The sequence below is a fragment of the Novosphingobium decolorationis genome (assembly GCF_018417475.1).
Lineage (GTDB): Bacteria > Pseudomonadota > Alphaproteobacteria > Sphingomonadales > Sphingomonadaceae > Novosphingobium > Novosphingobium decolorationis.
Genome location: NZ_CP054856.1, coordinates 1,717,797 through 1,735,321, shown reverse-complemented (window position 1 = coordinate 1,735,321; position 17,525 = coordinate 1,717,797). Strand labels below are relative to the sequence as shown.

Sequence of the window (17,525 nt, the reverse complement as noted above, 5' to 3'; positions counted from 1 at the left end):
CATTACCCTCTAGCGCAGCGCGCTCGCTTCGTATAGATGAAAATTCATGGATACGAAAAAATGGGAAGAGGAGGGCGCCGAAGCGCTCGTGATTCTGCCGGGTCTGTTGTGCGACTCGGGGATGTTCGGCGCGCAGCTCGACGCGTTTCCCGAAGCGATGGTAATCGATGGTTTTTATGGCGGGGCGGACAGCCTTGAGGCCATGGCCGATTACGTGCTCGACCGTATTCCTCCGCGCGTATCGCTGTTTGGCCATTCCATGGGCGCGCGCGTCGCGCTCGAGGTCTGCCGTATGGCGCCCACGCGCGTCGTGCGCCTGGCGCTGGCCGACACGGGCATCCATCCCGTGCGCGAGGGTGAGCCCGCCAAGCGCCACGCGCTGCGCGATATTGGCCGCACGCAAGGCTTCGGCGCGCTCGTCGACACCTGGCTTCCCCCGATGATCGGGCCTGAGCGCCGCGAGGACGCCGATCTCTACCAGGCGCTGCGCACGATGTGCCTGCGCGCCGGGCAGGAGGTCTTCGAGGCGCAGATCGAGGCGCTCCTCCACCGCCCCGATGTCGAGGACGTACTCTCGTCGCTCACCTGCCCCGTCGCGCTGATGGTGGGCGAGGACGATGCCTGGGCGCCGCCGTCGCAGCACCAGGACATTGCCGATACCATCGCGCCCCACTGGGCCGATCCCTGTCCGCTGACGGTGATCCCCAAGGCCGGCCACATGGCTCCGGCCGAGGCGCCCGAGGCTTTCAATGCGGCGCTGCGCCGCTGGCTCAAGGCCAGCGTCGACGCGCCGTCCGCCGCCTGAAGTTCACACCCGAACCCAAACAATAACCAACCAACCTGAAAGGCATAGCTGACATGACCGGACAAACCCTTCAGCAGCTGCTCGACGAAAAGGGAGATATCGTCGAGTTCCTGCGTAACCAGCAGACTGGTCCCAACGTCTATCCGGGCGTTCCGGGCGAATACTCGAACTGGCGCGACGAACAGCGCGCCTGGGCCGAGACGGCCGTGCTCTTCAACCAGAGCTTCCACATGGTGGACCTTCTGGTCACTGGCCCCGACGCCTTCGAGATGCTTTCGTACCTCGCGCCCAACAGCTTCAAGGGCTTCAAGCCGAACCGCGCCAAGCAGTTCGCGCCGGTTACCCCCGAAGGCTACGTCATCGGCGACGTCATCCTGTTCTACCTCGAGGAAGAGACCTTCGAGCTCGTCGGCCGCGCGCCGACCATCGAGTGGGTCGAGTACTGGGCCCAGACCGGCAAGTGGAACGTCAAGGTCGAGCGTGACGAGCGCACCGCCGCGCGTCCGGCCGACCAGCAGGGCTACCGCCGCAACTACCGCTTCCAGCTCCAGGGCCCCAACGCCATGAAGACGCTGGAAAAGGCGATGGGCCAGACCCCGCCCGACCTCAAGTTCTTCCACATGGCGCCGGTCATGATCGACGGTGTCGAAGTGCGCGCGCTGCGCCACGGCATGGCCGGCCAGCCGGGCTATGAACTGTTCGGCCCCTGGAAGGACTACGACAAGGTGCGCACCGCGCTCCTGGCGGCGGGTGAGGAATTCGGCATCCGTCCCTCGGGCGGCCGTACCTACAGCTCGAACACTCTGGAATCGGGCTGGATTCCCTCGCCGCTGCCCGCGCTCTACACCGGCGAAGGCTCCAAGGGCTTCCGCGAATGGGCCGGCGCCAAGTGCTATGAGGGCATGACGTCGCTGGGCGGCTCGTTCGTCTCGGACAACATCGAGGACTACTACCTCAACCCGTGGGAGCTGGGCTATGGCATCATGGTCAAGTTCGACCATGACTTCATCGGCCGCGAAGCGCTTGAAAAGATGGTCGACCAGCCCAAGCGCAAGAAGGTCACGCTCGCGCTCGACAACGAAGACGTGATGCGCGTCCAGTCCTCGATGCTGACCAAGGGCGCGCCGCGCGCCAAGTACATGGACTATCCGAGCGCGGTCTACGCGATGCACCCCTACGACATGGTGCTCGACGCCGACGGCAAGATGGCCGGTATCTCGACCTGGATCGGTTACACCCAGAACGAGGGCCGCTTCCTCTCGCTCGCCATGGTCGATGAAAGCATCGCCGAGCCGGGCACCGAAGTGACGCTGGTCTGGGGCGAGCCCAACGGCGGCACCCGCAAGCCCACCGTCGAGCCGCACGAGCAGACCCAGATCAAGGCGGTCGTCGCCTCGGTCCCCTATTCGGAAGTCGCCCGCGACAACTACGCCGACGGCTGGCGCACCAAGGCCAAGGCCTGAACGAACACCCGAACACTCTGACGCGAGTGAGAGAGGAGGGGCTGCCGGGACACCGGCGGCCCCTTTTTTGTGGCGCTGCGCTGAGGTGGCGGGGCAAAATTTGTCGCTACGTGGGCCATCTGCTTAGGGTGGCTGCGGGCATTGCCATTTTCATTGCCCAATGTCAGCTAACGACGAATTGCGGGGCGAATGAAACTCGGCCGGATATGGGGAATGGTGTTTTCAATGGGTCAATGCCACAAATTTCAAGTTATGATGTTTGCGGTTCTTCTTACTGGCTGTTCAAGCCAGCCAACGCATTGCGATTCGTTTGTATCTGAAAATATCTGGTTTGCCGAGTTAGAAGACCGCTTCCCTATTAAGACTTCTACAAGCCACGAGACGCAGGAACGGGTTGATAGCAGTCGATTTAATTTCGATTGCCTTAATCTGCGGCATCCAGAATTGGTCGGCGAATTGAAATATCATGAAACGCGTAAGTCTCGAAACGGTGAGGAAGTCTTTCTTTTCTGGCCCTCTGCGGTAACCGACACTCTCGTAGGTTTCATCCCAAGTGAAGGGGGCAGCCGTGTCGTCATTGTCGGCATGTTGTGATCAATGCGCCAGGCTTGACGTCTGCTTTCTCCGCCATGTCAGATATTGAGCCGGTCGAACCTGAATATCCATAAGGGGTCGGAACCGGACGCTTGTCATTGGCCATGCTGCTCAGAGAGACAGAGGTGAGCGTTGCGCAACTCGCTTGGGCCGGATGAAGGTAATTGCTCAAGGGAGCAATATTCCTTGATCCAAGGGCAAGTGCCCTCACGCTCTGCATCTGAGGCCCCACGCGAAAAGTGAGCCAGACAGTTCCGGGAGCCCGAGGGCGATGGCTCTCGGAATCTCTCTTCTGCCTACTTCACGCCGAGAAACTCTCCGCGATGGTCTTGAGCGTCTCGCCCGCGCTCGCTTCGACATTGGCGTCGCAGCGCACCACGGGGATGGCGACGGCGAGCGAGCCGACGACCTGGCCCGCATCCCGCAGCACCCGCCCGATACCGCAGATGCCCGGCGTATACTCGTTGCGGGTGACGGCAAAGCCCTGTTCGCGGGTGCGCGCCAGTTCGTTGCGCAGTTGGCCTTCGTCGATGATCGTGTTGGCCGAGAACTGCGCGCGCAGCGTGCCTGCGAAATAGGCGGCAAGTTCGTCCTCGGAAAGCGTGGCGAGGATCGCCTTGCCCGCAGCCAGGCAATGCATCGGGGTTAGTGCGCCCACCGCAATGGAATAGCGCAGGGTGTGTTCGGCGGTCTCGGTGATGATCGCCTCGATCTGCCAGTCGCGCCGCACGAAGAACGAGGAGGTTTCATCGAGGCGCATGCGCAAGGTGCGCACCAGCGGGCGCACGCGCTCGACCAGCGGGAGCCCTTGTGGAGCAAGCCGCAGGCGGTCGAGCCCGCTGCCCGGCTGGTAGAGACGTCCTGCACGCACCAGGTACTGACGGTCGACGAGCGTGCCCAGGAGGTAGGACAGGCTGCTGACGGGGATCGACAGCGCCTGCGAGATTTCCTGGGCGACGACGCCGGTGGGATGGGCCACGACATATTCGATGATGTCGAGCGTGCGCATGGCCGATTTGACGGCGCCGCCCGAGCCCGTCCCCCCTGTGGTGGCCATTGTGGGTCTACCTTTCCTTCGCGTTATCTTAGAATGTCATCAGGCCGCGGCGCTCGGCGAACTTCCAGCCCTCCACCGTACGCACGAAGCGATCCTCGAACGAGCCGACCTTGGGCACGCTCTCGCCGGTGAAGAGCAGCATCGCGCTCTCGCCGATGGCGGTGTCGGCGTCGAGGACGGTAATCTCGACGTTGGAGCATACGTGCCGGGTGGTGCGCGCGGCGCGGGCGGTGAAGGCAGCAAGGATCGCCTCGCGCCCCTCGATCCAGTCGTCGGGAGCGGAGGGGCGCGCCATGCGCCCGTCCTTTGCATAGAGCGCGACCACCGCCTCCCAGTCCGCCGCGTCGTTGTGGTTGGCGTAGCGGGCGACGAGCTTGGCGCAGTCGTGCTCGATCGCGCGCACGGCTTCGGGCGTGAGGTCTGCGCTCATGCGGCCACCCCGGCGCGGGCTTCGGCGATGTCGGCGCCTTCACGCAGCGCGCGCAGCTTCTTCCAGGTCACGTCCGGGTCGATCTTGCCATAGCCCGCGAAGGTGCCGAAGCCGCAGTCGGTACTGGCGACCACGCGGTCCACGCCGACGATGCCGATGTAACGCTCGAGGCGCTGGGCGATCAGCTCGGGGTGCTCGACGTAGTTGGAGCAGGTGTCGATGAGGCCGGGCGCGAGCATCTTGTAGTCGGGCAGCTTGGCATCGCGCCAGACCTTCCACTCATGCTCGTGGCGCGGGTTGGCCGCCTCGAACAGGACCGTCGCGGGACGCGCGGCGATCACCGTGTCGATGATCTTGGAAAGGTCGATGTCGCAGTCGTGCGGGCCCTCGTAGTTGCCCCAGCACACGTGCATGCGCAGGCGTTCGGGCGCGATGTTGGCGGTGGCCGCGTTGAGCGCCTCGACATTGGCCGCGGCGGTCTTGAGGAACTCGGCTTCCTCCTGGTCCTGGTAGCCGGTGTGGCGCGACATCGCGAGGTCGGGGCAATCGAGCTGGATGTCGAAGCCGGCCGCGACGATGGCCTCGTACTCGGGCTTCATCGCATCGACGAGGTCGGCGAGGTAGGCCTCGTGGCTGGGGTAGTGGCGGTTGACCTGGAAGGCGGTGACGAGCCCGGGCGAGGCCGCGTTGAGGAAGCCGCGCACGCCCGGCTTGCCGTGCTTGTCGAGCGCGTTGCGGAAGCGGCGAATGTCCTCGTGCAGCGGCTCGAGCGTCTTGAGCCGGACCGGCCCGATGCACGAGGCGCGGGTGAACTCCTGGCTGCCCATCATCGCGGAGAGCTTCTTGGAAAGGTCCGGGTGCGCGGCCAGGTCGGCGGCGGGCTTGCGGTCGATGTGTCCGCCAAAGCCGGTCAGGCGTTCGATCATGTAGGTCGAGTAGCCGACCTTGCCGAGTTCCCCGTCGCTGACGATGGTGACGCCGCATTCGACCTGCTTGCGGACGCCTTCGTCGACGGCGGCTTGCACCACGCGGTCGAATTCGGCAGCGTCATAGGCCTCGCCCTTGTCGCGGGCGAGCAGCAGCGGCGTCAGTTCGCTCCCGCGCGGCAGGCTGCCGACGTGGGTCGTGTCGATCGTCATCAGGGGCTCTCCTTGTTGGCTCCTCTCGGTCCTGTGAGGTCATGCCATTTTTTCACAAATGTGTATAGCTTCGCATCCATGAAATATACTATGTCCGCCGCAGTGAGGGCGGGAAACTGCGAGAGGATATTGAAATCATGACCGAAATGGCAAAGGCCGCGATCTGCACCGGCGAAGGTAGCGCGTTCGAATTCGCGGATGTGACGCTGGATGCGCTGCGCAGCGACGAAGTGCGCGTACGCATCGTCGCCTGTGGGATCTGCCACACCGACCTTGCCGTGCGCGACCGCCAGTTGCCGGTGCCGCTGCCCATCGTGCTTGGCCACGAAGGCGCGGGCATCGTCGAGGCCGTGGGCGAGGGCGTGACCGTCGCCAAGCCGGGAGACCGGGTGGTGATGAGCTTCCACTCCTGCGGCGAATGCCCCAGCTGCGCGGTCGAGGCGCCGACCTATTGCTACGACTTCTTCCCGCACAACTGGTCGGGCGCGCGCGCCGATGGCAGTCCCACGCTGTTCCGCGACGGCAAGCCGCTCCACGGCAACTTTTTCGGCCAGTCGAGCTTTGCCACCCACGCCATTGCGCACGAACGCAACGTGGTGAAGGTGCCCGAGACGATGGACGAGGTGCCGCTCGACGTGCTCGCCCCCATCGGCTGCGGCCTTATGACCGGCGCGGGCGCGGTGCTGCGCTCGATTCAGGTGCGCAAGGGCCTGCCTATTGCCATCTGGGGAGCCGGAACCGTCGGCATGGCCGCGATCATGGCCGCCAAGATTGCAGGCGCGGACCCCATCATCGCCATCGACATCCACGATTCCCGCCTAGAGATCGCGCGCGAACTGGGCGCGACCCACACCATTAACGGGCGCGAGGACGTGGCCGCGCAGATCCGTGAACTGTGCCCGCAGGGGCTGGGCTACGCCTTCGATACGACCGGCGTGAACACGCTGATCGAAGGGGCATTCCACCTGCTTGCGCCGATGGGTATCCTGGGCCTGGTCGGTGCGTCTGACCCGGCCGATACGCTTACTCTCAACGAGGCCGAGCTGATGGGGGGCGGGCGCCGCGTCATGGGAATCCTGGGTGGCGACAGCGACATCGCGACCTTCCTGCCCGAGCTGATGGAGCACTACCGTGCGGGTCGCTTCCCCTTCGACCGCCTGATCGGCCACTTTGCTTTTGCGGATATCAACGCGGCCATCGCGGCGAGCGAGAGCGGGGAGGTCATCAAGCCGGTGCTGCGGATTTCGGAAGAAAGCTAAGAGGAAGGGACGATTCAAGGGGCCATCGCCCCTTGGCCCCCGGAATCGGCGACCTCACCATTCTCCACTAACGTGGCGCGCGAAAGGTGAGGGTTCCTCTTCTTCGCAAATACGAACGAGAAAGGGCCGCTCCTTCCGGGACGGCCCTTTCTTCATACTGGTGAAGGCGGTGGATCAGGCCGGTTCGGCTTCGAGGCTCACCGCATTGATGATGTGCGCCTGGGTGTATTCCATGAGGCCGGCGGTGCCGTGCTCGGAGCCCAGGCCCGACTGCTTGGAGCCACGGAACGGAATGTTCGGGTCGATGGCGAGGTGCTGGTTGACCCAGACCGTCCCCGAATTGATGCGGCGGGCGACGTCCATCGCGCGCAGCTGGTCCATGCCCCAGACGGTACCGCCCAGGCCAAACGGGCTGTCGTTCGCGCGCTGGATGACGTCCTCGATGTCGTCGTAGGTGAGGACGGGGAGAACCGGGCCGAACTGTTCCTCGGCCACCAGCGGGGCATCATCGGAAAGGCCGCCGATGACGGTCGGCGCGATGAAGTAGCCGGCCTTGTCGGGCTTCGCGGCCTCGGCGATGAGGGTGCCGTTGGCCTTGGCATCCGCGATCATGGCGAGGACCTTGTCGTACTGCATCTTGTTCTGGACCGGGCCCACGGTCGCGCCCTGCTTGGAGCCGTCGTCGACGACGGCGGCCTTGGTCAGCTTGGCGATCTCGGCGCAGAATTCATCGTACATCGCGGTGGGCACGTAGGCGCGCTTGATCGCGACGCAGATCTGGCCCGCGTTCGCCATGGCGCCGTTGTAGACCTTCTCGGCGGCGACCTTGGCGGGGACGTCATCGAGCACGATGGCGGCGTCGTTCCCGCCCAGTTCGAGCGTTACGCGCTTCACCCCTTCGGCGGCCGACGCCATGACCTTCTTGCCCGTCGCGGTCGAGCCGGTGAACGAGACCTTGGCGATGTCCGGGTGGCCGGTGAGCTTGGGGCCAAGCTCGTTCTGGTCGCACACGACATTGAAGACGCCCGCGGGCAGGATGTCGGCGGCCAGTTCGGCCAGGAGCAGTGTGGTGAGCGGGGTCGTCGGCGCGGGCTTGGCGACCATCGTGTTGCCGGTGATGAGGCAGGGCGCCATCTTGCCCACGAGCAGGATCACCGGGAAGTTCCAGGGCGTGATCGCGGCGCACACGCCCAGCGGCGTGCGGTGCTCGATGATGGTGTTGCCGCCTGCATCGCGCATGGTCTGGTCGGGCAGGCGCATCGCGGCAATGGCGCGGATGGTGTAGATGCTGCCGCCGATCTCATACATCGCCTGGTCGAGCGGCTTGCCCTGTTCGGCGGTGAGGAGGCGGCCGAATTCCTCGTGATGCGCTTCCATCGCGTCGGCCAGCTTGTTGAGATAGGCCTGACGCTCGTCGGCGCTCAGCGCGGCCCAGGCTGGCTGGGCGGCCTTCGCTGCGGCCACGGCTTCGTCGAGCATGGCTTCGCTGGCGCGCGGGCACTGGGCAAAGGACTCTTCGGTCGCCGGGTTGACGACGTCGAACGTAGACACGCCATCGACGAGTTTGCCGTCAATCAGCAGCTTGAAATCGGTTTTCACGATCGCTCTCCTTGTTTAGCGTCGATGCTACAGGGAATTTTTCCCGCTGTCAGGCGCATTGACGCGAAGTCCCTTTCTCTCGGGCGCGGCTTTATGTACGCCTGGGATACAAAGATGGCAAGGTGTGGGGTGAACGGGAAATGAAGGTGGGAGGCGATCTTGCCGGGCAGTTGGGATACCAGGTCCAACTGGTCCATCCGATGGCGCATGAAGCCGCGCGTGCGGCGCTCGAGCACCTTGATATCACGCCCGCGCGCGCGACCGCACTTCTGCTCATTCGGGCCAATCCGGGGTGCTCGCAGTCGGCGCTCGGCGGCGCGCTCAACGTCAACCGGTCGAGCGCGATGAAGATCGTCGACCTGCTCGAGGGACGCGGCCTGATCCGCCGGGCACCCAGCGCGGACCCGCGCGCGCATGCGCTGGAACTGACCTCCAAGGGCGAGCAGTTTGCCGCCGATGTCGACGTGGCGTTGGAAGAGAATGAGCGGCGCTTCTTCGGTGTCCTGAGCGCGGCGGAGCGCAAGTCGCTCCTGGAAATGCTGCAGCGGCTGCACCAGCGCGCGCCATAATTCGTTACGTGCATGAGGGGAAAGGGGCCGCGCAATCGGCTTGCACGCTATGTATCCCTAGGATACAAAGCTGGGGCTTGCCGGAAAGGACCGGAAGCCGTGCGCCGGGCCCGTGGGGCGGCGCGTGAACCAGATGGGAGAGCTGAGAGTGTCCGTGCAGGAAGCCGCCGTACAGGATCGTGTCGCCAGAGCCGCGATCGACCGCCTTCTCAACCCGCGCAGTGTCGCCATCGTCGGAGCCTCGGACCGTCCGGGCTCGCTGGGGGCGTCTGTCCTCAAGAACCTAGTCGAGGCGGACTTTCCGGGTGACATTCATCTCGTCAATCCCAAGCGCGAAGAGATCGGCGGGCGCCCGTGCGTACCCGACGTGTCCGCGCTGCCCGAGGGGATTGATGCCGCCGTGCTGGCGATCCCGCAAGGTGCGGTGCTCGATGCGGTGAAGGCGCTGGCGCAGCGGGGCTGCGGCTCGGCGGTGATCTTCTCGGCCGGATTTGCCGAGGACGGTGCCGAAGGGCTCGCCCGGCAGGAAGAACTGGCCCGCGTGGCGCGCGAGGCGGGGATGGTCATCGAAGGGCCCAACTGCCTTGGCCTCGTCAATTTCGACGCCAACGTCGCGCTGACCTTCGTGGAATTGCCGCCCGCCCGCGCCAAGGGCGCGAAGAAGGTCGGCGTGGTCTCGCAATCGGGCGCGATGGCCGCTGTGCTGGCCACCACCATGATCGCGCGCGACGTGCCGCTCTCCTGCTATATCTCGACCGGTAACGAGGCCGCGAGCGGGGTCGAGGACTATCTCGACTATCTTGCAGGCGATGAGGATACCGCGGTCATCGCCATGATCGTCGAGCATTTCCGCAAGCCCATGGAGTACCTGGAAGCCGGCGAACGCGCGCGGGCTAAGGGCAAGACTGTTGTCCTGCTGCACCCCGGTTCGAGCGAGGCCGGGCGCGAGAGCGCGGCCACCCACACCGGCGCGATGGCGGGCGACCATGCGGTGATGGAGACCCTGGTCACTCATGCGGGCGTCATCATGGTCGAAGGTCTGGAGGAACTGGGCGACGTGGCCGAGATCGCGCTGCGCTGCCCATCGCTTCCGGGCCCCGACCTTGCCGTGGTCTCGGAATCGGGCGCGCTCAAGGCGATGATGCTCGACGGGGCGGAAAAGCTCAGCCTGCCGCTGCCCAAGTTGACGGACGCGGACAGTCCGGCGCTGCGCGAGGCGCTTCCCGTCTTCGTGCCGGTCAGCAATCCGCTCGACATCACGGCGCAGGGGCTTGTCGATTCCACGCTCTACAACCGCACGCTGGCCGCGCTTGGCAGCGATGACCGGATCGACACGATCCTCGTGCCGCTGATCCAGACCGATACCCACACCAGCCACATCAAGTTCGCCGCCGTGGCGCAGGCCGTGGGCGAACTGGGCGGGGCCAAGCCTGTCGTGGTGGCGGGCGTCGACGAGGGCGGCGGCGTCCTTGACGACGATATCGCAGCGCTGCGCAAGCTCGGTGTCCCCTACTTCCCGACCCCCGAACGCGCGCTCAAGGCGCTCGCGCGGCTGGCCCACAGCCGCACCGGCGTGCGCAGCGGAAGCGCACCGGCTCCCATCCGCATCGACGGCCCGGCGCCGGGCGAGGTGATCCCGGAATACCGCGCCAAGGCGCTTCTCGCGCCCCACGGCGTGCTCTTCTCGCCCGGCGAACTGGCGATGAGCGCGGCCGAGGCGCGCGCCATCGCCGAGCGGATCGGCTACCCGGTCGTGCTGAAGGCGCAGGCCGCCGCGCTCAGCCACAAGAGCGATGCGGGCGGCGTCATCATCAACATTGCCGATGGCGATGCGCTGGAAGCGGCCTGGAGCAAGATGCAGGGCGATGTCGCCAAGGCCCGTCCCGGCCTCGAACTCGATGGCTTGCTGGTCGAGGGCATGGGTCCGCGCGGGGTGGAGATGATCGTGGGTGCCAAGCGTGATCCCAGCTGGGGACCCGTGCTTCTCGTCGGCTTTGGCGGCGTGGCGGCGGAATTGCTGCACGATGCGGTGCTGCTCGCGCCGGATCTCACGCGCGAGGAGATCAAGGCGAAGATCCGCACACTGCGCATGGCGCCGCTGCTGGAAGGCTTCCGCGGCGCGCCCATGGCCGACCTCGACGCGCTTGCGGCCACGGTGGAGGCGCTGGGCGCGGTGGTGCGGGGCACCCCCGAGATCGGCGAGCTCGATCTCAACCCGGTCTTGGTGCTTCCTGAAGGGGAAGGTGCTCTGGCGCTTGATGCGCTGATTTCAGGGTAAGAAGAGAAGAGAGATTCCGAGGGCCATCGCCCTCGGGCTCCCCAAACTGTCGCCCTCACGTTGCGCGCACTGCGGTGGCTGCGAAAGGTGAGGTTGCCCGTTCTGGGGTCAAGGGGCGATGGCCCCTTGAATCTCTTCTTCTTGCCTACAAACGAAAAAGCCGCCCTTCCATAGGGAGAGCGGCTTTTTCGTTAATTCAGGAGGGCGTCAGCTGTCGGCCTTGGCGCGGTCCTTGTCGTAGGCGCCCAGGCCCGGCTTGTAGCTCTTCTCGTCGATGAACTGGCGGATGCCTTCCTTGCGGCCTTCGGTCTTGTCGTGGAAGTTGCAGGCTTCCTGCATGCGCACGAGGTAATCCTCGGCCTCGTCGTAGGTCATCAGGCCCACGCGGCGCACGGCGTCCTTGGCGAACTTGAGTGTGACCGGGTTCTTCTCCAGCATCATGTTGGCGATCTCGGCGGTGCGGGCCTTGAGCTGGTCGGCGGGAACGCTCTCATTGACGAGACGCATCGCGCTGGCCTGCTTGCCGTCGATGAGGTCGCCGGTCAGCGTCAGCCACATCGCGTCGCGCATCGGCAGGAGGTCGACCACGACCTTGGTCACGCCGCCGCCGGGTAGGATGCCCCAGTTGATCTCGGACAGGCCGAACTTGGCATCGTCCGAGCAGATCGCGAGATCGCAGGCGAAGAGCGGACCGAACCCGCCGCCAAAGCACCAGCCGTTGACCATCGCGATGGTGGGCTTCTGGTACCAGCGCAGGCGGCGGAACCAGCCGTAGCTTTCCGACTGCGACTTGCGAATGCCGCGAAGGCCGTTGGCCTCGGTCTCGCGGAAGTATTCCTTGAGATCCATGCCCGCCGACCAGGCCGTGCCTTCGCCGCCGAGCACAAGAGCGCCCACGTCGTCGCGGTATTCCAGCTCGTCGAGCACTTCCATCATGCGGCGGTTGAGCTTGGGGCTCATCGCGTTGCGCTTGGCCGGACGCGAGAAATAGACCCAGGCGACGCCGTTCTCGACCGTGTAGGTGACGGTCTCGGCTTGCTCTTCACTCATCCTTGTCTTCCTTTCCTTGCAGGCTCTCCCGGCCTGACGTTTTATGTATCCTCAGGATACAATATCGGAAGCTGGGATCAAGCGAAACCATCACCGTGCGTCATGGGACGCGTGATAGAACGCCTTGACTAGGCAAGGTCGTTGCTGCCGAAATGGACGTGGGTGAACATGGAATTCTTCTTCCGTGTCGGGGTTTGTTGTCAGGCCTGCTCGGGAGCGGCGCTGCGCGAAATGGCAAGGACGATCATGAGCATCAGCGCGAATGCGGACCCGAGAACGAGCGTCAGCGGCTGGAGCGATACCGGCGGCCAGAGGGTGACGGCCGCGCTGGCGAGGGCGGTGACGGCGAGCTGGATCGTGCCCAGGAGCCCGGCCGCCGCGCCAATGCCTTCGCGCACCGAATCGAGCGCGCTCGTCGCCGCCGGGGTCAGGACGAGCCCTGCGACCATGAAGAGCAGCACGGAGAAAAGCTGAAACCCGGCGAGCGGCACGCGGCCGGGCAGAAGCGTCGAGGCAAGTCCAAGTGCGGCGGTGATGGCCAGCGCTCCCAGCGCGGCGCGCAGGGCAAGGCGGCTGGCCCCCAGGCGCTTGAGCAGGTGCGGGGCGATCTGGGTGGCAATGATCGACATGCCTGCATTCACCGCGAGCAACACGCTGAACCAGACAGGAGCGAGGCCATAGACGCCCGAGTAGACAAACGGGGCGGCGGTCACGAAGGCGAAGGGGACCGTGGTGGCAAGACCCGCGACCACGGCCCAGCCGACGAACCGCCCGTTGCCAAGCAGCGCGGCGAGAGCACGGGGGAGGCCGCTCCAGTCGGGCGCGCGGTTCTCGGGCGCCAGCGTTTCGGGCAGGAACAGGACCACGCAGATCGCGGCGAGCAGACCTGCGCCCGAGAGGATCACGAAGAGCCCGCGCCAGGACACGAACTGGAGGAGGCCGCTTCCCAGGAGCGGCGCCAGCATGGGCGAGATGCCGATGATGAGGAAGGTAAAGGCCATCAGCCGTGCCGCGTGGTGCCCGCGGTGCAGGTCGCGGATGATTGCGCGCGCGCTGCTGGTGCCCGCACAGGCGCCCATGCCCTGCACGAAGCGCAGCGCCACGAGCTGGTCGAGGCTCGTGGCGAGGCTGCAGGCGAAGGAGGCAAGGATGAAGAGTGCAAGGCCGAAGATCAGCGGCGTGCGGCGTCCGAAGCGATCCGCCAGCGCGCCGATCGGGATCTGTGCGAAGGCGAGGCCGAAGAAGAAGGCCGAGAGCGTGCGCTGCACCGCGTTCTCGTTGCCCTGCAGCGCGCCCGCCATCTCCGGCATGGCCGGTAGATAGAGGTCGATGGCGAAGGGGCCGAGGGCGGACAGGAAGCCCAGCGCGATGCCGAAGCCGAGCGTGGGTTTTCCACTCGCCGCGGCGGCTGGGTTCTGGGGGGATGGGGAGGTCATATGGCCGTCGTCCCGGCCGTTCGGTGCGTGCGCGCGTCGATCATCATAATAACGAACGTTATAGTATGTGGGGCCAACGAGGCAAGGCGCACGTGCACGCTTCGCAGCCACGATGACGCGGCGGCGCATGGGGGGAGCGGAATGGAGGAGGCGCGCTACCTGCCTGGCAAGGCCCTGCGATGCCCGGCGATCAGGCCTCGTCGGTGGGGCGGGTGCGCTCGAGGAAGAGCGATTGCCCTTGCGCGTCGGTGGCTTCCAAGGTCGTGATCAGCGTGCTCAGGATGTGGTCGAACATCGCCACTTCGTGGGGCTTCAGATCGGAGAGGAGATAGTCGGCCACGCGCTCGGTCTGTGGGCGCATGATCGTGTAGAGGCGTTCGCCTTCCTCGGTCAGTGTCAGCCGCTTGCGGCGGCGATTCGTCTCATCGCGCTCAACGTTGACGCGGCCATGTTTCTCCAGGGCAGAGACCGCGCGCGAGACGCTCATCGAGTTGACGCCGGTACGTTCGGCCAGTTCGTGGCTGGCCGAATGCGGGTAGCGCCCGATCAGCATGAGCATGCGGAACTCGTTGATGCTGATCTTGTACTGGTGCTCCAGGTTGACTGAGAACGGTGTCATCAACCGGTTCGACAGCTTGAGCAGGCGGTGCAGAATCTCCGCGTGCGGGCTCGATGTTTCCATCGCCTCCAGCGCGCCGCTGTCAGCTCCATCTTCCAAGGATTCCTGATCGGTGTCAGCCATTGGCGGACATTTGGGCAGGAGCTTTGCTGGTTGTCAAGATAATCACGAATGTTACTTATCGCCGGAGGGATGAGGAGTGAAATTTCCGTGGAGCACAGCCGAGTGAATGTAAATAGGCACGAGGTTGCCGCGTTCCTGAAAACGGTTGCGCAGGTTACCGGTTCCGACCGCGTCCATGCGGGCGAGGAGGACCGGCAGGCCTACAGCGATCAGATGGGCTTCGATCTTGCCCGCCATGAACCTTCGGGCGCGGTGGCCCCGCGCTCGGTCGAGGAACTGCGCGAAGTCGTGCTGGCCGCCAACGTGCACAAGGTCCCGCTCTGGCCGATCTCGCGCGGCAAGAACTTCGGCTATGGCGGCGCTGCACCGGTCCAGGCAGGCGCCGTGGTGGTCGACCTTTCCGGGCTCCGGCGCATTCACGAGATCGACGAGAAGCGGGGCGTCTGCGTGGTCGAGCCGGGGGTGGGGTTCTACGATCTCTACGACGAACTCACCAGGCGCGGACATCCGCTCTGGCTCTCGGTGCCGGGCAATGCCTGGGGGAGCGTGGCGGGCAATGCGCTCGAACGTGGCAAGGGGCCGCAGCCCTACGGCGATCATGGCGCGCAGATCTGCGGTCTGGAGGTGATGCTCCCAGACGGATCGCTGGTGCGCACGGGCACCGGGGCCATGGAGGGCTCGGCGACCTGGCACCTGTCGCGCGACACCTACGGCCCGGCCTGGGACCAGATGTTCTGCCAGTCGAACTTCGGGATCGTGACGCGCCTTGGCCTGTGGCTCATGCCCGCGCCCGAGGCGACACTGTCCGTGGACTATGCGCTGCCCGACGCCAGCGATCTCGCACGCGGGGTCGATGCGCTCTACCCGCTTCGCCAGCGCGGGCTGATCGATCACGACCCGGCCTGGGTCAGCTATGTCGGCATTGCCTCGTTCGTGGGGCCCCGCGCGCAATGGTACGAGGGCGAGGGCCTTCTGCCCGAGGACGTGGGGGCAAGCATCCGCAGCCAGCTGGGCATCGGCTGGTGGAATTCGCAGCTCAACTTCTATGGGCCCGAAAAGGTGATCCGGGCCAAGTTCGAGGTCGTCGCCGAGGCGCTCGCGGCGCAGTTGGGCCAGCGTCCCGAGCCCCGGCTGTGGCGCCAGGGCGACGACTTTGGCGCGAGCCATGCGGGCATTCCCTCGACCCGCGACATGGCCATGATCGACTGGTACGGCGGGCGCGGGGGGCACCTTGGTTTCTCCCCGATCCTGCCTGCCGATGGCGCGCGCGCGCAGGCGCAGTTCGAAAGCACGCGGGCCCGCTTCGAAGCGGCGGGCATCGACTATTACGGGGCCTTCTCGGTAGGCGCGCGGGCGATCATCAATATCAACGAGATCCTCTACGACCGCGACAACGCCCAGATGGCGCGCGCGGTGCCCCAGCTGATGGACACGCTGATCGCGGACGCGGCGAAAGAAGGCTATGGCGAGTACCGCACCCATATCGATGCCATGGATACGGTGGCGGCAACCCAGAACTACGGCGTGGACGCCTCCGGGGTGGGCGCGATGGGGCGGCTCAACGGCGTGCTCAAGGATGCGCTTGATCCCCATGGCATCCTGGCGCCGGGCAAGCAGGGGATCTGGCCTGCGCGCTACCGGAGCTGAGCGGTGCGCTCTCGGACGTGCGCCACCATCGCGGCGACCGTCTCGACCGCGTTCCAGTGGCCGGCGACGGGGGCCTCTTCGGGGTAGATCTCCAGTTCGATCTCCGGCGCAAGGCCGGTCTCCTCGTAGACCGTGCCATCGGGCGCGGCGAAGGTCTCGTTCGCGAGTTCAAGCAGCCAGCCGTTGGGAAGCGGCTTGGCAAGAGGCGTGGAGAAGGCGCCGCGCGTGCGGGTGCCGACCTGCGTTACGCGCGGGTTCTGGCGAAAGGCGAGCGTGGCGAGTTCGCCGCCGCTGACCGTCACATCGCTCGTAATCACGTAGACCGGCCCTGCGAAACGCGCACCCGTGGCGGGCGTGATGGCATGAGGGAACGGGGCAAGCCCTGATCCGCGGGCGCGGGTGGTAAAGCCCGTCTGCGCGGTGTCGAGGAAGCGGGCGGGCAGAGCCTTGGCGATCTGGTCCCATCCGCCCCGGTTGTTGGAAAGATCGACGATCACGCCGTCGAGCCCGGCAAAGTCGGCCATGGCCTGGTCGAGTGCATCCTGGAATGCCGCCATTTCCGCCTCGGCCCATTGGGGCGTGGCAAAGTCGCTGCGCTCGGTGAACCCACCCATGACAAAGACCTGCAGATAGCCCACGCGCCCGTCGATCACGCCCCACACGATGCGCCCGCCTCCGACCGTGCGCGCGCTCTTACCCAGCTTCGCGGTGGTCTGCGCGATGAGCGCGCCGAGCCAGGCGGGTTCGCCACCCTCGCGGGCACGGATGCGCGGGAGGGTCTGCCCCTGACCGTCCTGCACGCGGCGGCGTTCTCCGTCGACTTCACCCAAGAGCTTGGTGTGGCTGTCGGAGAGCCCTTCCATGAAGGCGGCAAGTGCGTCCCACAACTGGGCCTCGTCCATGCCAGGATGCATCTTTGCGCGCAGCGCCGCGCGGCGCGCCGCAAACCCGGGAGGGCGCCTGTCGAAGAAGGCGTAGTGGCGTTCGAAATGGTCGAGAAAGGCCGCGGCTACGGCGCCGGGTGTGCGATCGGTCGGCGCGCTGCAGGCTTCGGGCAAGGCGGGGAGGCGGTCGAAGACGACGTTGGTGTCCCCCTCCAGCAACTGGAAGATCGCCGCCTGACCGCCGGGAAGCGCGCGGAAATAGCGGTAGCGCGCGCTGTCCATCTCGCTTTGCGCGCCCCGCTCCAAGGGCGGGCGATAGCAGGTCGTTCCCTCCTGGTGCCGGATGACGCCAGCCTCGTCGATCTCGAGCAGCCAGCCATAGCCGCGCGAACGCCAGATGCCGCGCACGGCCGGATCGGTGGAGCCATCGCTGCGTGCGATGCTCTGCACAGGACCTGCCGCCTCCCACGGGCGCGGCGCCTTGGATTGCGCGGCTTGGGCTTGGGCGGACAGGGGCGCGCTGAGGCAGGTGGCGGCGAGGAGCGCCGCGGCAGGAACTCGGATCATGGGCGA

Annotated in this window: 15 protein-coding genes; 7 read left to right on the top strand and 8 right to left on the bottom strand. The window is 65.8% G+C overall.

The genetic code is table 11. The annotated features are described in order from the left end of the window. Positions 1–46: 46 nt before the first annotated feature. The 3 genes from HT578_RS07855 to HT578_RS07845 all read left to right on the top strand — a co-directional run bounded on the left by HT578_RS07855 (position 47) and on the right by HT578_RS07845 (position 2,862). Positions 47–805 (top strand): alpha/beta fold hydrolase, encoded by a 759-nt coding sequence (locus HT578_RS07855; protein WP_213503499.1) that lies wholly within the window; start codon positions 47–49, stop codon positions 803–805. Between the two features lie 53 nt (positions 806–858). Further along, a complete protein-coding gene (desA, locus tag HT578_RS07850) occupies positions 859–2,268 on the top strand; it encodes a syringate O-demethylase (protein WP_213503497.1) in 1,410 nt (469 codons plus the stop codon). Positions 2,269–2,457: 189 nt separating this feature from the next. Then, positions 2,458–2,862: a hypothetical protein gene (locus HT578_RS07845; protein WP_213503489.1), complete on the top strand. Its 405-nt coding sequence runs from the start codon at positions 2,458–2,460 to the stop codon at positions 2,860–2,862. A gap of 301 nt (positions 2,863–3,163) precedes the next feature. Here HT578_RS07845 and HT578_RS07840 read toward each other — a convergent pair whose 3' ends face one another. The 3 genes from HT578_RS07840 to HT578_RS07830 are packed head-to-tail and all read right to left on the bottom strand — an operon-like array spanning position 3,164 to position 5,488. Continuing rightward, positions 3,164–3,919, bottom strand: a complete 756-nt coding sequence (locus tag HT578_RS07840) for an IclR family transcriptional regulator (RefSeq protein WP_239026553.1) — start codon at positions 3,917–3,919, stop codon at positions 3,164–3,166. A 28-nt stretch (positions 3,920–3,947) separates the two neighbouring features. Continuing rightward, the gene (locus HT578_RS07835) at positions 3,948–4,349 is read right to left on the bottom strand and encodes a nuclear transport factor 2 family protein (protein WP_213503487.1); all 402 of its coding nucleotides are present in this window, start codon (positions 4,347–4,349) and stop codon (positions 3,948–3,950) included. After that, positions 4,346–5,488: a cobalamin-independent methionine synthase II family protein gene (locus HT578_RS07830; RefSeq protein WP_213503479.1), complete on the bottom strand. Its 1,143-nt coding sequence runs from the start codon at positions 5,486–5,488 to the stop codon at positions 4,346–4,348. The genes HT578_RS07835 and HT578_RS07830 overlap by 4 nt, the downstream gene beginning before the upstream one ends. Before the next feature lie 137 nt (positions 5,489–5,625). On the opposite strand from HT578_RS07830, the gene HT578_RS07825 reads away from it, so the two are divergent. Continuing rightward, positions 5,626–6,747: an NAD(P)-dependent alcohol dehydrogenase gene (locus HT578_RS07825; protein ID WP_213503477.1), complete on the top strand. Its 1,122-nt coding sequence runs from the start codon at positions 5,626–5,628 to the stop codon at positions 6,745–6,747. A 174-nt stretch (positions 6,748–6,921) separates the two neighbouring features. Here HT578_RS07825 and HT578_RS07820 read toward each other — a convergent pair whose 3' ends face one another. Next, positions 6,922–8,346 carry an aldehyde dehydrogenase family protein gene (locus HT578_RS07820; protein ID WP_213503475.1) on the bottom strand — a complete coding sequence of 475 codons (1,425 nt, stop codon included), beginning with the start codon at positions 8,344–8,346 and terminating at the stop codon, positions 6,922–6,924. A gap of 122 nt (positions 8,347–8,468) precedes the next feature. Between HT578_RS07820 and HT578_RS07815 the strand changes: the two genes are divergently transcribed. Both HT578_RS07815 and HT578_RS07810 read left to right on the top strand, forming a co-directional pair. Further along, complete coding sequence (locus HT578_RS07815) at positions 8,469–8,915, top strand: MarR family winged helix-turn-helix transcriptional regulator (RefSeq protein WP_213503473.1); 447 nt, start codon at positions 8,469–8,471, stop codon at positions 8,913–8,915. A 133-nt stretch (positions 8,916–9,048) separates the two neighbouring features. Beyond that, entirely contained in the window at positions 9,049–11,193 is a 2,145-nt protein-coding gene (locus HT578_RS07810; RefSeq protein ID WP_213504178.1) for an acetate--CoA ligase family protein, read from the top strand. A 207-nt stretch (positions 11,194–11,400) separates the two neighbouring features. On the opposite strand, the gene HT578_RS07805 is transcribed toward HT578_RS07810, so the two are convergent. From HT578_RS07805 to HT578_RS07795, 3 genes are all read right to left on the bottom strand, one after another. Next, complete coding sequence (locus HT578_RS07805; protein WP_039391071.1) at positions 11,401–12,243, bottom strand: p-hydroxycinnamoyl CoA hydratase/lyase; 843 nt, start codon at positions 12,241–12,243, stop codon at positions 11,401–11,403. A 200-nt stretch (positions 12,244–12,443) separates the two neighbouring features. Continuing rightward, positions 12,444–13,679, bottom strand: coding sequence for a multidrug effflux MFS transporter (locus HT578_RS07800; RefSeq protein WP_213503471.1), 1,236 nt, complete (start codon positions 13,677–13,679; stop codon positions 12,444–12,446). Between the two features lie 190 nt (positions 13,680–13,869). After that, complete coding sequence (locus HT578_RS07795; RefSeq protein WP_213503469.1) at positions 13,870–14,421, bottom strand: MarR family winged helix-turn-helix transcriptional regulator; 552 nt, start codon at positions 14,419–14,421, stop codon at positions 13,870–13,872. A 102-nt stretch (positions 14,422–14,523) separates the two neighbouring features. Between HT578_RS07795 and HT578_RS07790 the strand changes: the two genes are divergently transcribed. Beyond that, positions 14,524–16,068 carry an FAD-binding oxidoreductase gene (locus HT578_RS07790; RefSeq protein WP_239026551.1) on the top strand — a complete coding sequence of 515 codons (1,545 nt, stop codon included), beginning with the start codon at positions 14,524–14,526 and terminating at the stop codon, positions 16,066–16,068. On the opposite strand, the gene HT578_RS07785 is transcribed toward HT578_RS07790, so the two are convergent. Next, a complete protein-coding gene (locus HT578_RS07785) occupies positions 16,056–17,519 on the bottom strand; it encodes a S41 family peptidase (protein ID WP_213503465.1) in 1,464 nt (487 codons plus the stop codon). The genes HT578_RS07790 and HT578_RS07785 overlap by 13 nt on opposite strands. Positions 17,520–17,525 lie beyond the last annotated feature (6 nt).

Excerpts from the sequence above, each read along its gene's own strand:
- HT578_RS07855 (WP_213503499.1), top strand. The coding sequence starts at position 47 with ATGGATACGAAAAAATGGGAAGAGGAGGGCGCCGAAGCGCTCGTGATT.
- desA (WP_213503497.1), top strand. The coding sequence starts at position 859 with ATGACCGGACAAACCCTTCAGCAGCTGCTCGACGAAAAGGGAGATATC.
- HT578_RS07845 (WP_213503489.1), top strand. The coding sequence starts at position 2,458 with ATGAAACTCGGCCGGATATGGGGAATGGTGTTTTCAATGGGTCAATGC.
- HT578_RS07840 (WP_239026553.1), bottom strand. The coding sequence starts at position 3,919 with ATGGCCACCACAGGGGGGACGGGCTCGGGCGGCGCCGTCAAATCGGCC.
- HT578_RS07835 (WP_213503487.1), bottom strand. The coding sequence starts at position 4,349 with ATGAGCGCAGACCTCACGCCCGAAGCCGTGCGCGCGATCGAGCACGAC.
- HT578_RS07830 (WP_213503479.1), bottom strand. The coding sequence starts at position 5,488 with ATGACGATCGACACGACCCACGTCGGCAGCCTGCCGCGCGGGAGCGAA.
- HT578_RS07825 (WP_213503477.1), top strand. The coding sequence starts at position 5,626 with ATGACCGAAATGGCAAAGGCCGCGATCTGCACCGGCGAAGGTAGCGCG.
- HT578_RS07810 (WP_213504178.1), top strand. The coding sequence starts at position 9,049 with ATGGGAGAGCTGAGAGTGTCCGTGCAGGAAGCCGCCGTACAGGATCGT.
- HT578_RS07805 (WP_039391071.1), bottom strand. The coding sequence starts at position 12,243 with ATGAGTGAAGAGCAAGCCGAGACCGTCACCTACACGGTCGAGAACGGC.
- HT578_RS07800 (WP_213503471.1), bottom strand. The coding sequence starts at position 13,679 with ATGACCTCCCCATCCCCCCAGAACCCAGCCGCCGCGGCGAGTGGAAAA.
- HT578_RS07795 (WP_213503469.1), bottom strand. The coding sequence starts at position 14,421 with ATGGCTGACACCGATCAGGAATCCTTGGAAGATGGAGCTGACAGCGGC.
- HT578_RS07785 (WP_213503465.1), bottom strand. The coding sequence starts at position 17,519 with ATGATCCGAGTTCCTGCCGCGGCGCTCCTCGCCGCCACCTGCCTCAGC.